This is a genomic window from Massilia pseudoviolaceinigra (assembly GCF_030846505.1).
Classification (GTDB): Bacteria; Pseudomonadota; Gammaproteobacteria; order Burkholderiales; family Burkholderiaceae_D; genus Telluria_A; species Telluria_A violaceinigra.
Map to the genome: position 1 here is coordinate 172,408 of NZ_JAVCWL010000005.1, position 15,834 is coordinate 188,241.

Consider the following 15,834-nt stretch of genomic DNA (forward strand, 5'->3'; position numbering starts at 1 on the left):
GGCCACGAATGGTTTTCATAGGGCTGCGCGCGAGATGCGGCGCACATTCCCTGGTCTTGCCGGAGTCTGAAACTATGAATGCCAAAAAGATTGTGTATATACTATCATAAGCAGGCTCGTCTATTTCGAGTTATTGAACCCGCACTAACCTACCGCGTTGCATCGACGCCAGAAAGTTCGCCGCGTATGTCATCTCCTGATTCCCCCAACCACTTTTTTGACTTCCAGCGCGCCCTCAAGGATCTGGGGCGCGCCTACGACAGTGCCGGCGAACAGGTCCGCCACGACATCGACCAGCGCCTGCAGCGCTGGTCGCACCGGGTGGCCGAATCGGTCGACTCGCTGGGGCGCGCCGCCATGCGGGTCGATGCGGTACGCAGCACGGTGGCGGTCGGGCTGGCCATTGACGGCGCCGAGCGCCGCTTCCACGAGTTGCTCAAGACTCAGCTCGAAGGCCTCGATTTCTCGCAGATCTGGGGCGTGCTGTGGACGGTGGTCAAGGAAGTGGTGCTGTACGTGGGCGGCGGCGCGGTCCTGGGCGGCACCGTGGGCGGCGTGGCCGGGGCGTTCGCGGGCGGCGCCGGCGCGGTGCCGGGCGCGATCGGCGGCGCGGCCCTCGGGGCCCAGATCGGCGGCGAAATCCTGGTGTGGATGGGCCTGGGCAGCCTGGTGTTGTATATCGGCGAAACCATTCCCACGATGTGCGGCAAGATGGCCGAAGGCTTCGCCACCGCCTGGCATGCGGGCGAGTTGCCGGACAGCGCCAAGGGCCAGTACGCGGCCCAGCTGCATCAGGCCAGCGAATCGTTCGCGCAGGGCAAGTTGCTGCTGGTTAAGGCGATCCTGGCCGCGATCGTGCTGTACCTGTCGCGCGGGCAGGCCAGCAAGTCGCTGCTGATGAAGGAACTGGGCGGCAGCAAGCTCGGTCCGGCATTCGCCGACTGGGTGGCGGCCAACCAGGCCAAACTGATGCGCCACCCGGCCTTGCAGCCGCGCATTGCCGCGGCGGAGGGCGAAGCGGCGTCGGCGGCCAAGGCGGGAGCGGGCAAGGCCAGGCCGGCGGCCGAGCCCGTGAAACCCGCCGAGCCGGTCAAGCCGGCGACCAGCCAAACGCCCAAGAATGAAGGCAAGGCGCGCCGGCCTTGCCCGGCCTGCCTGCTGGTGGCCAACCCCGTCAATCCGCTTTCCGGCAGCAAGATCCTGGCCGGCGAGCCCGATCTGGACTTCGCGTTGCCCGCAGCGCTGGGGCTGGTCTGGCAGCGCAGCTACGATTCGGCGCAAGGTCAGACTCAGACCCGGGCCGGATGGCTGGGCCCGGGGTGGAGCACCCCGGTTTCCGACGCCTTGAAAGTCGGCGGCGGGCAAGTCGTTGTGCTTGACGCATGGCAGCGCGAGGTCACGTTTTCGCTGCCGCAGGTGGGCGAATCGATCTACTCGCCGTCCGAAAAAATCACCTTGTCCCGCCCCGGCGAAAGCAGCTTTGAACTGATCGACGAGGATGGGCTGCGCCGCCAGTTCCTGATTGCGGCAACGGCAAGCGGTATCGCGCGGCTGGCCGGGCTGGTCGACGCCAACGGCAACAAGCTCGGCATCGCTTACAACCAGCAGCACCTGCCGGAGCGCATCGAAGACAGCGCCGGCCGGGTCTTTTTGCTGGAGTTCGGCGAGCATCGCGGTACGCCGCGCCTGAGCGCCATCAGCCTGCTTCCCGAGGCCGGCGAGCGGGTCGATGTGCTGGCCAGCTACGCCTACGATGCCGACGGCAACCTGGCCGAGGTGCGCAATCGCCTGGACCAGGTGACGCGCCGCTTCACCTACCGCAATGGCCTGATGATCGAGCACGCCCAGCCGGGTGGTCTGGTGTCGCGCTATGAATACGACCACGACGGCCCGCACGCCACGGCGGGAGCCAGGGTGGTGCGCAACTGGACCAATAACGGCCTGTCGTGGGACTTCCGCTACCTGGCGCGCGAAACGCTCGTGACCGATCACCTCGGGCGCGAGCAGCGCTACCGTTTCGACGCGGAGGGCGAGTTCATCGGCCATGTCGACGCGGCCGGCGGCGTCACCGGGCGCCGCCTCGACGGCAACGGCCGGCCGCTCGCCATTACCGACCCGGGCGGGCGCACCATCGGCTTGCGCTACGACGAGCGCGGGCGCGTGGTGCGGGTGGAACGCGACGGCAAGGGAACCGGCATCGTCTACGATGCAAACTTCGACAAGCCGGCCCTGATCACCGATGCGCTCGGTGCAAGCACGGCCCTGCGTTACGACGAGCGCGGCAACCTGGCCAGCGTGACCGATGCCCTCGGCCGGCGCACGTCGTACCAGTACGACGAGCATGGCTTGCCGGTCAGGGTGACCGACCCGGCCGGCGGGGTCAAGCGGCTGGCCTACAATCGCGCCGCGCAACTGACCGCCTACACCGATTGTTCGGGCAATACCACGCGCTTGAGCTACGACGGCAATGGCAAGCTGTTGCGCTCCACCGATGCCCAGGGCAATGCGACGGCGTATTCGTACGACCCGCTGGGACGCTTGCTGGCGGTGGTGCAGGCGGACGGTTCCACCGAGCGCTACGAATACGACGCGCTGGGCCGCTTGCTGGCGCGCATCGATCCCGCCGGGCATCGCACCAGTTACGTGCTCGACAGCGACGGCAAGCCGCTCAAGCGCATCGATGCGCGCGGCGGCGTGCTGGAGTACCGCTACGACGCGGCGCGGCGGATGGCGGAATTGATCAACGAAAATGGCGATGCGCACCGTTTCGTCTACGACGCGCTCGACCGATTATTGGAGGAGACCGGCTTCGACGCGCGCCTGACGCGCTATCGCTACGATGCCAGCGGGCTGCTGGTGGCGAAGGAAGAGCACGGCAGCGGCGCGCGCACCGAGTTCACGCGCATCGACACCAGCTATCTGCGCGATCGCGCCGGCCAGCTGGTCGACCAGATCATCTCGCGCACCACCGGCGAGGCGCAGGCCGAGCAATTGCGCTTGCGCTTCGCCTACGACGACGCCGGCAGGATGGTTCGCGCCATCAACGCCGACGCCGAGGTGGCGCTGGAATACGACGCCCTGGGCCAGCTGGTGGCCGAGCAGACCCGGGCCGGCGGCGAGTCGACCGTCCTGCGGCACGCCTACGATGAACTGGGCAACCGGATCCAGACGGTGCTGCCGGACGGACGCGTGCTCAACAACCTGTTTTATGGTTCCGGCCACCTGCACCAGATCAATATCGATGGCGAGGTGATCACCGACATCGAACGCGACCAGCTGCACCGGGCGGTCAGCCGCACCCAGGGTGCGCTGACCAGCCAGTTCCGCTACGATCCGATGGGACGGATGCTGTCGCAGGTGGCGGGACCGATCGGCGCGGGCGAAGGGGCCGGTGCGCTCATCGCGCGCAGGTACGACTATGACGAGAGCGGCAATCTGCTGGCCATCGACGACCGGGGCAACGGGCGCACGACGTATAGCTACGACGTGCTTGGGCGCATTCTGTCGGCGCTGCAGCCGCTGTCCGATGAGCGCTTTGCGTTCGATCCGGCGCACAATCTGCTCGATGAGCGCAGCGCCGGCGTGGGCCGCATCGAGGGTAACCGGGTGCGCGTGTTCGAGGACAAGCGCTACGACTACGACGCCCATGGCAATCTGAGCGAGAAGCTGGTCGGGCGCCATACGCGCATGCGCTTCGAATGGAATGCGGCGCATCAGCTGGTCAAGGCCGTGGTCACGCGCAACGCCGGCGACGCGGCGCCGGCCGTGCAGACGGTCAAGTATGGGTACGACGCGTTCGGACGCCGGATCGTCAAGCGCGATGCGTTTGCGACGACACGCTTCGCATGGGACGGTAACCGCCTGCTGTGCGAGACGCGGGGCATGCACAGCCGCACTTACCTCTACGAGCCGGCATCGTTCGTGCCGCTGGCCCACATCGACGCGCTGCCGGACGCGATGGCGCAGAACGCGCCGTGCGCGCAAGTGTCGTATCTGCATACCGACCATTTGGGCACGCCGCGCGAAATGACCGATGCAGATGGCCGGGTACGCTGGGCGGGGCGCTATAAGGCGTGGGGCAATGTGCTGAGGATCGAATCGCCGGCGGCTGTCGGTCAGGCTGTCGCCGCGCAACAGGGCGTGCAACAGGGCGTGCAACAGGGCGTGCAACAGGGCGTGCAACAGGGCGTGCAACAGGATGAGTTGCACGAGCAGAGAATTCGTTTTCAGGGGCAGTACTTCGATTCTGAAACCGGATTGCATTACAACCGGTTCCGGTATTACGACGCCGATGTGGGGCGGTTTATCTCCAGCGATCCTATCGGGCTGATGGGCGGAATCAACCTGTATCAGTACGCAGCAAACCCGAGCGGATGGGTCGACCCCCTGGGATTGGCGGGATTCCTGTTTCGGGGCGACAATGGGTATTCGGGTGGGCCGATAGGGCAGCCTATGCAAGGAGGGGTGACCGCAAATGATATTTGGCAACATGTCACCAGCAAAGGAGATGGAAGCCTGACATCCTTCTCTGAGCAGTTGAAGAATGGTAATGGAACCCGGGGAGCGACGTTTTTTGGCGATCCTGTCAAAGTGTCGAAAGACGCTATTGCACAGTTGGTGGCTGAAGGGAAACTGCAGACCATTACGCCGGAACAGGCCAAGGAAATCATGAAAGCCGATCCCAAGCTGAAAGCGAAGGCGAACGATGTGGTTCAGATAATGAAGAAGAACAATGAGGTGCTGGTGCGCGGCCAGGTTCCGGGAGAAATTGTCGTGAAATGCAAATGTTGAGTTAAGGTTTGTTGAATCGTAAATTTGAAAATCGGGAATGTCATGTCTTTAGGTAGCCACGCAAACGTATATAACACCTGTTTGTTAATCTTGCGCGATCGCGGTTTCAAGATGCACGTGGAAGGCGAGTTGGATGACGAGGGTTGTTATCCGACCGATCTGCTGTGGATCGCCGAGAAGGACGGGTTTCGCTTCATGGCGGATAATCCCATCGAACTGCTCGGGCTTGTGGGGGTGTACGACCATATGCAGCCTTCGGAAGACCGGCCTTATTGGTGGCGCAAGGAAGGCGAGGATGTACGGGATCAAATAATGAGTGAAGCCTTTCCCCAGGGCGATGCCGGCGACGAATGAAACGGCGCTGCCTGGCTTGCGGATGTCTGATCGCGCATCCAGGCCGGTTCAATGAGGTGAAAACGGAAGTATGTTTGAAAGTCGCGTCATCCGCGCTCGCCGTCAGGTTTTTATGCGGACGAACGCGGCTTGTTTGAGATCGCCGCGTACCGTGGCATGAATGACTTTCTGCCGCGCGCCATCCCGATGCATCGCTTCGCGGATTGCATTTTCGCGATCACGATGCCGGCCGGTCACGATCCGAAGCGCATCGAGCTGACCCAGGCGCTGACGCTCGACGCGGCCCGGCCCGGCATGGGCAGGATGAAACGGTGAACAATACGATCGACCTGGTGACGCCGGAAGGCGTAGTCTGGGGCGAGGCGATTCACGTGAATAAGCGCGCCGATCTCTCGCTGTTCCAGGTCGGCCATCGCGCCGATATCCTGTATGCGCTCGACGAGCTGAAGCACCAGCCGGCGCCTGACGGCGGCGTCAATTCAGGGTGGCGCTGGACGTGGCCATCTCGCTCCATCCGGCTGACGCTGATACATCGGAGAATGCGACGCAGTTCAAATCGTTCGCCGCGCGCGCCTGAGGCAGCGCAAAGGCAGCTCAGGAGCGCTCGCTACAATGCGCCATGCCCGCCCACCACGATCTCGGATACCGTTCGCTGTTCGCCCACCCGGAACTGGTGCGCGAACTGATCACGGAATTTACTTCCTTCAAGTTGCTCGATGAGGTCGCGCTGTCGGCCTTCGAGCGCGTCAATCCGGCGTATGTGAGCGAACGCCTGTCGGCCCGCCAGGATGACATCGTCTGGCGCGTGCGGATCGGCGAGCAGTGTTTGTACGTGTACATCCTGCTCGAATGCCAGTCCGGCGTGGACCGCTGGATGGCGCTGCGCATGCAGACCTACATCGGCCTGCTGTACCAGGACCTGGTCAAGCGCCACGAATTGTCGCCGGGCTTGCTGTTGCCGCCAGTGCTGCCGCTGGTGTTCTACAACGGCTTGCCGCGCTGGAGCGCCAGCATGGAGCTGGCCGGGCTCCTCATGCAAGCGCCCGCCGAGCTGGCGGCGTTCCAGCCATCGCAGCGCTATGTGCTGATCGACCAGCAGCGCCTCGATAAGGCAGCGCTGGAAGCGAATGCGAGCTTGCTGGCGCTGCTGTTTCGGCTTGAACTTTCAGCCGGTCCCGATGTCTCAAAAAATGTCTTTTCTGCGCTGACGACATGGTTTAACGGAGCCCCCCAGGCCAGCCTGCGGCGCTCGGTACAGGTGTGGATTAACGCATTGCTGGCACGCGGAGCCGGCAAAGAGGAACTGTTCATGGTTGAGAATGTGGAGGAGGGTGCTGACATGGGAGGCAAGCTTGCAACCTGGGCCCGGGAGTTCGAGGAACTCGGCTTTCAAAAGGGTAGCGCCGAAGGCATGGCGAAAGGTAAGGCGGAAGGTAAGGTGGAAGGTAAGGTGGAAGGTAAGGCGGAAGGGCAAGTCATCGCACTGCGCGCGGTGCTGGACAGCCTGTTACGCAACAGGTTTGGCGATTTGCCGGCTTCGACAACGCAGCGCATCGGCCAGGCAACCCAGGCTGAGCTTGAACAGTGGTTCGAGCGCAGCCTCAACGCGGGGAGCTTGCAGGCGGTGTTTGACGACGGCGCGGCGTCCAACTAGACACACCGCACATTAGTGCCGCCGGCATGACATTCGGCTTCGCGTCGCTTGCTCCCACCTTCTGGCGCGGGATTCGGTCCGGCGTCGTCATGACCGCTGTACAGGCGCGAGCAATCCATTGTCGCGCATCTGAACGCCGCCGTTCACCAACAACCTGCCTTTCACCGGCCTGTCAACTGAAAAAATGCGCATGAGCCTGCCCCGCCACAGTCATGGCATCGTCACATTTCATCGTTACATTTTTACATTTCTTCCTTCGCGAATCATCCACGCGGTCGTCGCACCCGTGGAATCAACCTGGAGTAACGATGAAACCCGGACTGCTCGCCACCAGCCTCGCGCTGGCCCTGTTTGCCAGCGCACCTGCCAAGGCATGGCAACAAGAAACGCACCGCCGCATCGTGCTCGATGCGATCACCTTCATGAAGAACAACCCGTCCACCACCAACTACGCCAAGCTGGCCGCCGGCGTCGCCAAGGCCGGCTACACGATGGAGCAGTTCGCCCAGGCAGTGGGCCAGGGCGCCTACGACGTTGACGACTTCGCCGATACCTACCTGTGCGGCGCCACCACCGGCAGCTGCCAGATGGCGCCGGTGTGGGGCCTGGGCTCCTCGCTGGCCAACTACACTTCGTACTGGCACTTCCAGAACCACAGCGGCGGACGCGATGTGCACGGCAATGCCTTCGGCGGCTACAACTACGCCAAGCTGAGCAATCGCGGCGATATCGACAAGCTGGCCGCCGGCTGGCTGGTGGGCGACTATCTCGACGATGGCGCCGGCGGTCTCAAAGGCTGGTTCGGCGACAGCAGCAAGTACAACAGCTTCGGCGTGACCGAGGCCAACTACCGCTTCAGCGGCACCTCCACCAGCAAGCAGTACGCCGATTTTGAAACCATGCCGTTCCAGCCGATCGACAATCTCGGCCAATACTGGTGGCAGCAATTCCTGGCGCGTCCGACCGCGCAGTCGCTCGGCTTCGTGCTGCACACGACCGACGTGGTCCAGCCGCACCACACCTGGGGCACCTCGGGCAATGGCCATTCGGGCTGGGAACAGTGGGTCGGCGACTACTACGAGCGCGAGCAGTTGAACGATGCCGCGCTGGTGCGCAGCGCCCTGGCCAGCTTTACGCCGCTGGCGCCCGGCGCCACCGATATCCGCGCGCTGCTGACCCAGGGCGGCAGCTATTCCTATGCCAACGGCGGCATCGTGCTGTCCTCGACCGACCATGCCGACCGCCGCGCGGTGGCGCGCGCCATGGTGCCGCATTCGATCGCGATGGTCGTGCACGTGCTCAACCGCGCCGCCGAGCGCCTGGCGATTTGAACCCGGCACGCACCCTGCGCGCGCTGGCCGGTGCCGTCTGGCTGGCCTGCGGCTGGCCTGCCGCAGCGGCGAACGGCCTGGGTGGCCAGGGCGCGGCCGTCGCGCGCATCGACGGCGCGCCGCTGCTCGCGTTCAGCGTCGAGACCAGCTGGCGCATCGCGCGCGCCGCCGACCCGGCCGCCAGGCGCGGCGCCACGCTCGACGCGCTGATCGCCAACCGCCTGCTGGCCGACGCGGCGCGCAAACGCTTCGGCGAGGCGGTCCTGTCGACCGGGCAGCGGGTCGGCTTCGCGCGCGATGTCGGTATCGACGACCAGCTGGTGAGCACCCTGCGCGCTCAGTACGGCGCGGAGATGGAGCAGGACCTGCGCCGGCTGCCCGGCGCTGGCCTGGACAGCCTGCTGCACCCGCAAGCGGTGAGCGAGGCCGCGCTCGATGGCGTATTCGGCAAGCCCGGCGTGCTGCAGCTCGATCTCAATCTCGATAGCGCGCAACTGGCGCAGGCCGACAAGCTGGTGCTGCTGCGTTTCGCGCTGCCGCACGGCGGCGACGGCAGCATCACCTTGGGCGACGTGTACCGGCGCCAGAACGTGCAGGGCCGGGTGGCGCTGTTCGCGCGGGAACGTGACTTCATGCAGCAGCAAGCCAGGGTGCAGGTGGCGGCGAGGTACGTGCTGGACTGGAGCCGGCGCCGTTTCGGCACCGACGCCGTGGCCGACCTGCGCCGGGTACTGGCGGACCAGGGCGATGTGCAAGCCCTGCTGCGCCTGCACGGCATGGGCGACGACCAGCATGCCGGCAGCCGCCTGCTCGACCAGCTTGCCAGCCAGGTCAGCCAGGCCCAGGTGCGCGACTGGTACCAGCGCCACCGCGAGGACTTCGTGCGCATCGAACGGGTGCGGGCGCGCCATATCCGCCTGCCTGACGAAGCGACGGCGCGGACAGTGTCGGCCGCGCTGGCCGCGGGCGCCGATTTCGCCACCCTGGCACGGCGCCATTCGGTCGCACCGAGCGCGGCGGCCGGCGGCGCGCTCGGCTGGGTTCGCCACGAAGGCCGCCCGGGCTGGCTGGCGCAACTGGTATTCGCCCAGGCCGAAGGCAAGGCCTCGGCGCCGGTGCGCACCCCGGCCCCACCGGATGCACAGGCGCCATGGGAAATCGTGCTCGTCGAGCAGCGCGTGCTGGGCTACCAGGAGGCCAGTTCCGAATCGGTGCGCTACGTGGCCAGCCGGGCACTGGCGCGCGAGATGGCGGCGGCGCAGCTGGCGGCGCTGCGCGAACAATTGCTGCGCAAGGCGCGCATCGACATCATCACGGCCGGGACGGCGTCAGCGGGGCCGGCATGAAGGCCGGCGCCCTGGTCGCCGCGCTGGTGGTGGCCGCTGGCGCATCCTGGCTGGCGCGCCCGCACGCCGCGGCGCCGGCCGCGCCGCTGGCCGATCGTGCGGGCGTACCGCCCGTCGCGGCCCCGCCGCAGGCAGCGCGGGCTGCCCAGGCGGCGGGAGCGGGATGGTTCGGCGAGGTAGCGCGCGCCGCGCCCGTGCCCGCGCCCGTGCCCGCAGCGGAAAGCATGGCCGATGCGCGCCGGCACGGCGACACGCGCACGCCGCCACTGGCCCCGCCAACGGCGGCTGGCGCAGGCCCGACCGCCGCCCAGCTGGCCGATCCGCGGGCGTACCAAGCGTACCAGGCGGGCCAGGATGCGCGCATCATGGCCGCCTTCGCCAACGCCGCCCAGCTTGAAGTGCCGCGCTTGCGGGCCGATGTCGAGCGCGCCCGCGCGGCCGGCCTTCCGGCGGCGCAGATCGCCGGGGTGGAAGCGAAGATCCGCCGCCTGGAACAGCTGCGCCACGAGATCGTCAACCCGGCGCAACTGCCGCGCAACTGAGCTTTACGGCTGGCTGCGCACGGGCGCCGCTGCCTGGCCGCCCGCCGCGCGCTTGTGGGCATCGCTGATGGTCCAGACGTAGATGGTGCTGCCGTCGACCTGCTCGGTTTTCTCGGGCGGCCATTCGCTCCCCATGTCGAATGCATGCGAGACCACGCGCGTGCCGACTTTTAACTGGCGCCACAGTTGCGGACGCAGGTCGCGGTTGACGCTGCTGAGCAGGTACAGCGTGACGACGTCCGCGTCCGACAAGTCGGTCTTGAACAGGTCGCCGGCGATGAATTGCACCTGCTGGCCAACCCCGGCCTTGCTGGCATTGTCGCGCGCCTCCCTGATACGGGCCGGATCGAGGTCGACGCCGACGCCTTTTGCGCCGTAGCGTTTGGCGGCGGTGATGACGATGCGTCCATCGCCACTGCCGAGGTCATACAGGATGTCGCCCTTGCCAACCCTGGCGAGGACCAGCATGCGGTCCACCACGGCTTGCGGCGTCGGCACATACGGCACATCGAGCGCGGGCCGCTGGGCCGCTGCCATGGGACTCATGCCGGCCAACAGCATGAACAGCAGCATGCCGGCGGCGAAAAAGGCCGCGCCCGGGGGCAGCTTGTTGCATCGGAACGGGTGCATGGTGAACTCCTTGTGATTGAGGGTGGAAGGTCAGGGCGGCGGCGCGCCGCCGGGCCGGTGCAGCAATGGCAGCACCAGGCAGCCGGCCAGCAGCACCGCCACGCCGATCCAGGCGGCATTCCAGCCGCCCAGCGACTGGTTGTAGACGTACGACAAACTGGCCCACAGCATGTAGGCGCACATCGCGCAAAACAGCAGCGGCAGCAGCGGGAACAGCGGCACCTTGAACGGCCGCGCCACATGCGGCTCGCGCACCCGCAGCACGAACAGCGATACTCCGGCGAGCAGGAAGAACAGCCAGAACACGGGTGCGCTGAATTCGACCATGGCCTTGAAGCCGCTGCCGGTCCACGCGCCGGCCAGCACCAGCAGCAGCGCCGCCGCGCACTGGATGCGCAGGGCATTGGCGGGCGTGCCGCGCCGCCCATCCCACACGCCCAGGCGGGCCAGCGCCGGCCAGTCGCGCCCAGCCGCATAGCTCGAGCGCGCGCCGACGATGATGGTGGCGTTGATCGAGGTCAGCGCGGCGATGGCGACGATCAGCGAGATCATCGCGGCGCCAGCGCGGCCGAAGGCGGCATGCAGCAGGTCGGCGGCGAGCGCTTCCGAGCGGCCCATGCCGGCCATGCCCAGCGCGCTCCAGTAAGCCCAGGTCACCAGCAGGTAGAGCGCCGTGATCGCCAGCAGCGATATGACCAGCACCCGCACCATGTTGCGTTTCGCATCGACCAGTTCGGCGCTCAGATACGCCGCTTCGTTCCAGCCGCCGTACGTCAGCAGCACGAACACCATCGCCAGTCCGAACGAGGCCGCTGTCGGTGCCGCCGCCGGGCCGGGGGCTGGAACCGGTGCGGCGCCATCGCCGCTCAGCGCCAGCGCCGCGCACACGATCAGCAGCAGTCCGCCCACCTCCACCGCCGTCAGCCACGCTTGCGCGGCGGTGCCGCCGCGCACGCTGCGCAGGTTCAGCCACGACAGCACGACGATGGCCGCCGCCGCGTAGCAGGCTGGCCCGGCAGGCCCCAGCGGCAGCAGCTGGTTCAGGTAGTCGCCGAACACGAAACCGAGCAAGGCGATCGATCCGGTGGCGATCACGGAAAAGCGGGCCCAGGCAAACAGGAAGGAGAGCGGCCGGCCGTAGGCGCGCTGCAGGAAGTGATAGTCGCCGCCGGCGCTGGCGTAGGCCGTGCTCAGCTCGGCATAGCAGAGCGCGCCGATCAGCGACATGAGCCCGCCCAGGGCCCAGGCGGCGAACATCCACGGGGCCGAGCCGGTCATGCCGGCCACCAGGGACGGTGCCTTGAAAATGCCGGCGCCGACGACCACGCCGACCGTGAGCGCAATGGCTTCCGCAGGGCCGATGACCGGGCGCGGCGCCGCCGCAGCGGCGGGTTTTGCAGGCTCGACGAGGGGTACGGGCGTGGTTCTGGGCATGCTGGCGGTCCGGTTGGCGGTGGCGGTCCATGTAAGAGGGCGGCGCCGGCGCTTCGTTGGGACCTTCGGTGTTGAGCTTGAGCTAGCTCAATGTTTGTGTTGTCCGCGCTCGCGCGCTCTTGACGTACCAGCTTGCGCCAATGTGGGACATGCTAATCTGGCAGGCTCGGGCGCGAGAGGAAAGCCTCACCTTGCCGCTAGTGCCTGCAGTACCCTAGACTGTTCAAGCCATCTCACCAAGCGGGCCACTCGCGGCCGCAGGAAGGAAACGCACCATGAGCAATACGTTCTTGAAGGGGATCGACGTCTCGCATTTCCAGGGCACCATCGACTGGGCCAAGGTCGCGCAACAGGAGATCGTGTTTGCCTACGCCAAGGCCAGCGAAGGCAACAGCGTCAGCGATCCCTGTTTCAGCGTCAACTATGCAGCCATGCGCGCGGCCGGCATCGCGCGCGGCGCCTATCATTTCCTGCATGCGGACGTGGATGGGACGGCACAGGCGCGTCATTTCCTGAGCCTGCTGGGGACCCCGCAAGCCGGCGACCTGCCGCCCATGCTCGACGTGGAAACGGCTTGCGGCATGCAGGCGGGGGCCATCGACAGCTGTGCGCTGGCCTGGCTGGCGCAGGTGCGCGAGAGCTTGTCGTGCACGCCGCTGATCTATTCCTCGCGCGGCTTCTGGAACAGCAACCTGGCCGGCTGCGCGGCGCTGGCCGCGTATCCGCTGTGGATCGCCGAGTACACCAGTGCCGCCGCGCCGGTCCTGCCGCAGGGCGTGACCGGCTACGCGATCTGGCAGCACTCGCAAACCGGTAAGCTCGACGGCATTGCCGGCGCGGTCGACCTCGATCTCTTCAACGGCGACGCGCAGGCGCTGGCGCAACTGGCCAGGCCCGCGTCCTGAGCGGCTGATTGCTTACAGCGGGGCGCGTACCACCGCGCCTTTTTTCCAGATCGCCATCAGGGCGCTGCTCAGGTTGATGCCTTCGTGGTCGTCTTCCGAGAACGGCTTGTTATAGGTCGCGATCGCGCCCGGCACCGGCAGGCTCAGCCTTTCCAGCGCGGCCTTGATCTTGGTGCCGTCGGTGCTGTTGGCCTGGCGGATGGCGGCGGCCAGCAGCAGGATCGAGTCGTGCCCGCCGGCCACGGCGGTCGGATTGTTCATGCGCGGGCGCTTGTATGCGGCGCGGTAGGCGCCCTCGAATTCGCGTCCCGCCGCCGAACTGGCGCCTTCGACGAAGGTTTGCGGCGAGATCGCCCCTTCGGCGTGGGCGCCGGCCACGTTGAGGAACGATTCGGTGGCGTTGGTCCACGATCCGATGATCGGCAGGTGCATTCCCAGCTTGGCGCCGGTGGCGGCAACATGGCCCTGCTCGGTGCCGATGCCGTACAGCAGCAGCACCTGCGCGCCGGCTTCCCTGGCCTTGGCCAGCTGGGCCGACATATCGGTGTCGCCGAGCTTGAAGCTGCCCACCGCGACCGCCTTGACGTCGTGCGTGAGCAGCTGCTTGACCATGTCGTCGTGCCCGCCCGTGCCGTACGGCGTGGTGTCGTGCAGCAGCGCGATTTTCTTGTAGCCCTTCTTGATCGCATAGTCGACCATCATCTGCGCCTGCAGCGTATCGGAGGCCTGCACGCGGAAGGTGAAGTTGCCTTCAGGTGCGTTGGCGAACGCCTTGGTCAGCTTGGTGCCGGCCGATGCCGGGACCACGTTGGGCAGCTTGGCCGCCTGCATCACCGGCTGGTAGGCCAGCACCACGCCCGTGTTCACGCCGCAAGAGCAGGCCACCACGCCCTTGGACAGCAGGGCTTTCATGTTTGCCGCCGCATTTTCCGGCTTGCTTTCGTCGTTCACCTCGACCAGTTCCAGATTGCGTCCCATCACGCCGCCACGGGCATTGATCTGCGCGACCGCCAGACGCTGGCCGTCCCGCACCGCCAGACCCAGCGGCGCGGAACCGCCCGTCAGCGGCAGCATGGCCCCGATCTTGATGGTCTCGGCCGCAAACGTGGCGCTGCCGAGGCACAGCGTGACCGCTGCGAATGCAATATGGCTTAGTTTCATGCGTAGTCCTTTTCCTTCTGGTCTGGTGAGAGGCAAACTGCTGATGTTAAGCAAACTGATAGGGTTTCTGGCAAGGGCGCTTTAGTTTAAGGCAAATTTGCGGTACTGCAACAGTTAACTGTTGTATTTGCGCCAGCCATATGCCGGAATAGATAGCGGTTATGCACAACTCATGCGGTTCAGCGGCGAGCAGGTAGGATACGGTCGCAGACGGCACCTCGGCTGTTTCCATTCCCCATGCATAATCACCAGGAGAGACCATCTTGTCGTTACTTGAAAACCATTTCAAACTCAAGGAAAACGGAACCGATGTCCGCACCGAGCTGCTGGCCGGGCTGACCACTTTCCTGACGATGGCCTACATCATTTTCGTCAACCCCTCGATCCTCGGCGACGCCGGCATGCCCAAGGATGCCGTGTTCGTCGCCACCTGCCTGGCCGCCGCCCTCGGCAGCCTGATCATGGGCTTGTACGCCAATTATCCGATCGCGCTCGCGCCCGGGATGGGCTTGAATGCCTACTTCGCCTACGTCGTGGTCAAGCAGATGGGCTTGTCGTGGGAGGTGGCGCTGGGCGCGGTCTTCATTTCCGGCTGCCTGTTTTTGGCGGTGAGCCTGTTTCGCCTGCGCGAAATCATCGTCAACGGCATTCCTCACTCGATCCGGGTCGCCATCACGGTGGGCATCGGCCTGTTCCTCGGCCTGATCGCGCTGCGCAATGCCGGCATCGTGGTGGCCAATGAGGCCACCCTGCTCGGCGTGGGCGACTTGCACGCCGCGCCCGCCCTGCTGGGGATCACCGGCTTTTTCGTCATCGTCGCGCTCGACAAGCTCAAGGTCAAAGGGGCGATCCTGATCGGCATCCTGCTGGTCACCGTGCTCAGCTTTTTCTTCGCGGGTAATAAATTCATGGGCCTGGTGTCGGCTCCGCCATCGCTGGCGCCGACCCTGTTCAAGCTCGATATCATGGGGGCGCTGTCGGTCGGCATCCTGAACGTGGTGCTGGTGTTCTTCCTGGTGGAACTGTTCGACGCCACCGGCACCCTGATGGGCGTGGCCAGCCGCGCCGGCCTCCTGGTCAACGGCAAGATGGCACGCCTGAACAAGGCTCTGATGGCCGACAGCTGCGCCATCGTGGCCGGCGCCACCCTGGGCACGTCGAGCACCACGGCCTACATCGAAAGCGCGGCCGGGGTCCAGGCTGGCGGACGCACCGGCCTGACCGCGGTGGCGGTGGCGATCCTGTTCCTCGGCTGCCTGTTCCTATCGCCGCTGGCGTCGGTGGTGCCTGCCTACGCCACGGCCCCGGCGCTGCTGTACGTGGCGTGCCTGATGCTGCGCGAACTGGGCGAGATCGACTGGAACGACACCACCGAAAGCGTGCCGGCGGCGATTGCCGCGCTGACGATGCCGTTTACCTACTCGATCGCGATGGGGGTGGCTTTCGGATTCATCTCCTACGCCGTGCTCAAGCTGATGACCGGGCGCGCGCGCGAGGTCAGGGCGGCGGTGTGGGTGATCGCGGGGGCGTTCCTGTTCAAATTCATCTATCTCGGCGCCGGCTGAAAGCTTGCGTGTTTGTCCAGCTTACGACAGGCACGCAACACTTCGGGAGGGCGATAGCACGCTCCAATACGTTTGGTCTTGACCTGACGCAAGCTTGAAAGGAATATGGTCTTACTTTGTG

At 65.9% G+C, this 15,834-nt stretch carries 13 protein-coding genes; 10 read left to right on the top strand and 3 right to left on the bottom strand.

The genetic code is table 11. The annotated features are described in order from the left end of the window. Nucleotides 1-186: 186 nt before the first annotated feature. From RBA40_RS06960 to RBA40_RS06995, 8 genes are all read left to right on the top strand, one after another. Nucleotides 187-4,791 carry a DUF6861 domain-containing protein gene (locus tag RBA40_RS06960; RefSeq protein WP_306647040.1) on the top strand — a complete coding sequence of 1,535 codons (4,605 nt, stop codon included), beginning with the start codon at nucleotides 187-189 and terminating at the stop codon, nucleotides 4,789-4,791. A 42-nt stretch (nucleotides 4,792-4,833) separates the two neighbouring features. Continuing rightward, a complete protein-coding gene (locus RBA40_RS06965; RefSeq protein WP_306647042.1) occupies nucleotides 4,834-5,145 on the top strand; it encodes a hypothetical protein in 312 nt (103 codons plus the stop codon). 129 nt (nucleotides 5,146-5,274) lie between these two features. Next, nucleotides 5,275-5,460, top strand: a complete 186-nt coding sequence (locus tag RBA40_RS06970) for a hypothetical protein (RefSeq protein WP_306647044.1) — start codon at nucleotides 5,275-5,277, stop codon at nucleotides 5,458-5,460. After that, nucleotides 5,457-5,831 carry an immunity protein RhsI2 family protein gene (locus tag RBA40_RS06975; RefSeq protein ID WP_306647046.1) on the top strand — a complete coding sequence of 125 codons (375 nt, stop codon included), beginning with the start codon at nucleotides 5,457-5,459 and terminating at the stop codon, nucleotides 5,829-5,831. The genes RBA40_RS06970 and RBA40_RS06975 overlap by 4 nt, the downstream gene beginning before the upstream one ends. Further along, entirely contained in the window at nucleotides 5,765-6,799 is a 1,035-nt protein-coding gene (locus RBA40_RS06980) for an Rpn family recombination-promoting nuclease/putative transposase (RefSeq protein ID WP_306647047.1), read from the top strand. The genes RBA40_RS06975 and RBA40_RS06980 overlap by 67 nt, the downstream gene beginning before the upstream one ends. 308 nt (nucleotides 6,800-7,107) lie before the next feature. Next, nucleotides 7,108-8,130, top strand: a complete 1,023-nt coding sequence (locus RBA40_RS06985; RefSeq protein ID WP_306647048.1) for a phospholipase C/P1 nuclease family protein — start codon at nucleotides 7,108-7,110, stop codon at nucleotides 8,128-8,130. Beyond that, nucleotides 8,127-9,476 (top strand): peptidylprolyl isomerase, encoded by a 1,350-nt coding sequence (locus RBA40_RS06990; protein WP_306647050.1) that lies wholly within the window; start codon nucleotides 8,127-8,129, stop codon nucleotides 9,474-9,476. The genes RBA40_RS06985 and RBA40_RS06990 overlap by 4 nt, the downstream gene beginning before the upstream one ends. Beyond that, nucleotides 9,473-10,018, top strand: a complete 546-nt coding sequence (locus tag RBA40_RS06995; protein WP_306647052.1) for a hypothetical protein — start codon at nucleotides 9,473-9,475, stop codon at nucleotides 10,016-10,018. Before RBA40_RS06990 ends, RBA40_RS06995 begins: the two co-directional genes overlap by 4 nt. A gap of 3 nt (nucleotides 10,019-10,021) precedes the next feature. Here RBA40_RS06995 and RBA40_RS07000 read toward each other — a convergent pair whose 3' ends face one another. Together RBA40_RS07000 and RBA40_RS07005 are read right to left on the bottom strand one after the other, a co-directional pair. Continuing rightward, nucleotides 10,022-10,648, bottom strand: coding sequence for an SAM-dependent methyltransferase (locus RBA40_RS07000; RefSeq protein ID WP_306647054.1), 627 nt, complete (start codon nucleotides 10,646-10,648; stop codon nucleotides 10,022-10,024). Nucleotides 10,649-10,678: 30 nt separating this feature from the next. Continuing rightward, nucleotides 10,679-12,082 (bottom strand): APC family permease, encoded by a 1,404-nt coding sequence (locus RBA40_RS07005; protein WP_306647056.1) that lies wholly within the window; start codon nucleotides 12,080-12,082, stop codon nucleotides 10,679-10,681. A 275-nt stretch (nucleotides 12,083-12,357) separates the two neighbouring features. On the opposite strand from RBA40_RS07005, the gene RBA40_RS07010 reads away from it, so the two are divergent. Further along, complete coding sequence (locus RBA40_RS07010; protein ID WP_306647058.1) at nucleotides 12,358-12,987, top strand: GH25 family lysozyme; 630 nt, start codon at nucleotides 12,358-12,360, stop codon at nucleotides 12,985-12,987. Between the two features lie 12 nt (nucleotides 12,988-12,999). Here the strand turns inward: RBA40_RS07010 and RBA40_RS07015 are convergent, their stop codons facing one another. After that, nucleotides 13,000-14,148, bottom strand: a complete 1,149-nt coding sequence (locus tag RBA40_RS07015) for an ABC transporter substrate-binding protein (RefSeq protein WP_306647059.1) — start codon at nucleotides 14,146-14,148, stop codon at nucleotides 13,000-13,002. A gap of 263 nt (nucleotides 14,149-14,411) precedes the next feature. Between RBA40_RS07015 and RBA40_RS07020 the strand changes: the two genes are divergently transcribed. Further along, entirely contained in the window at nucleotides 14,412-15,713 is a 1,302-nt protein-coding gene (locus RBA40_RS07020) for an NCS2 family permease (RefSeq protein WP_306647061.1), read from the top strand. Nucleotides 15,714-15,834: the final 121 nt, after the last annotated feature.

Excerpts from the sequence above, each read along its gene's own strand:
- RBA40_RS07005 (WP_306647056.1), bottom strand. The coding sequence starts at position 12,082 with ATGCCCAGAACCACGCCCGTACCCCTCGTCGAGCCTGCAAAACCCGCC.
- RBA40_RS07010 (WP_306647058.1), top strand. The coding sequence starts at position 12,358 with ATGAGCAATACGTTCTTGAAGGGGATCGACGTCTCGCATTTCCAGGGC.
- RBA40_RS07015 (WP_306647059.1), bottom strand. The coding sequence starts at position 14,148 with ATGAAACTAAGCCATATTGCATTCGCAGCGGTCACGCTGTGCCTCGGC.
- RBA40_RS07000 (WP_306647054.1), bottom strand. The coding sequence starts at position 10,648 with ATGCACCCGTTCCGATGCAACAAGCTGCCCCCGGGCGCGGCCTTTTTC.
- RBA40_RS06960 (WP_306647040.1), top strand. The coding sequence starts at position 187 with ATGTCATCTCCTGATTCCCCCAACCACTTTTTTGACTTCCAGCGCGCC.
- RBA40_RS06985 (WP_306647048.1), top strand. The coding sequence starts at position 7,108 with ATGAAACCCGGACTGCTCGCCACCAGCCTCGCGCTGGCCCTGTTTGCC.
- RBA40_RS06980 (WP_306647047.1), top strand. The coding sequence starts at position 5,765 with ATGCCCGCCCACCACGATCTCGGATACCGTTCGCTGTTCGCCCACCCG.
- RBA40_RS06995 (WP_306647052.1), top strand. The coding sequence starts at position 9,473 with ATGAAGGCCGGCGCCCTGGTCGCCGCGCTGGTGGTGGCCGCTGGCGCA.
- RBA40_RS06965 (WP_306647042.1), top strand. The coding sequence starts at position 4,834 with ATGTCTTTAGGTAGCCACGCAAACGTATATAACACCTGTTTGTTAATC.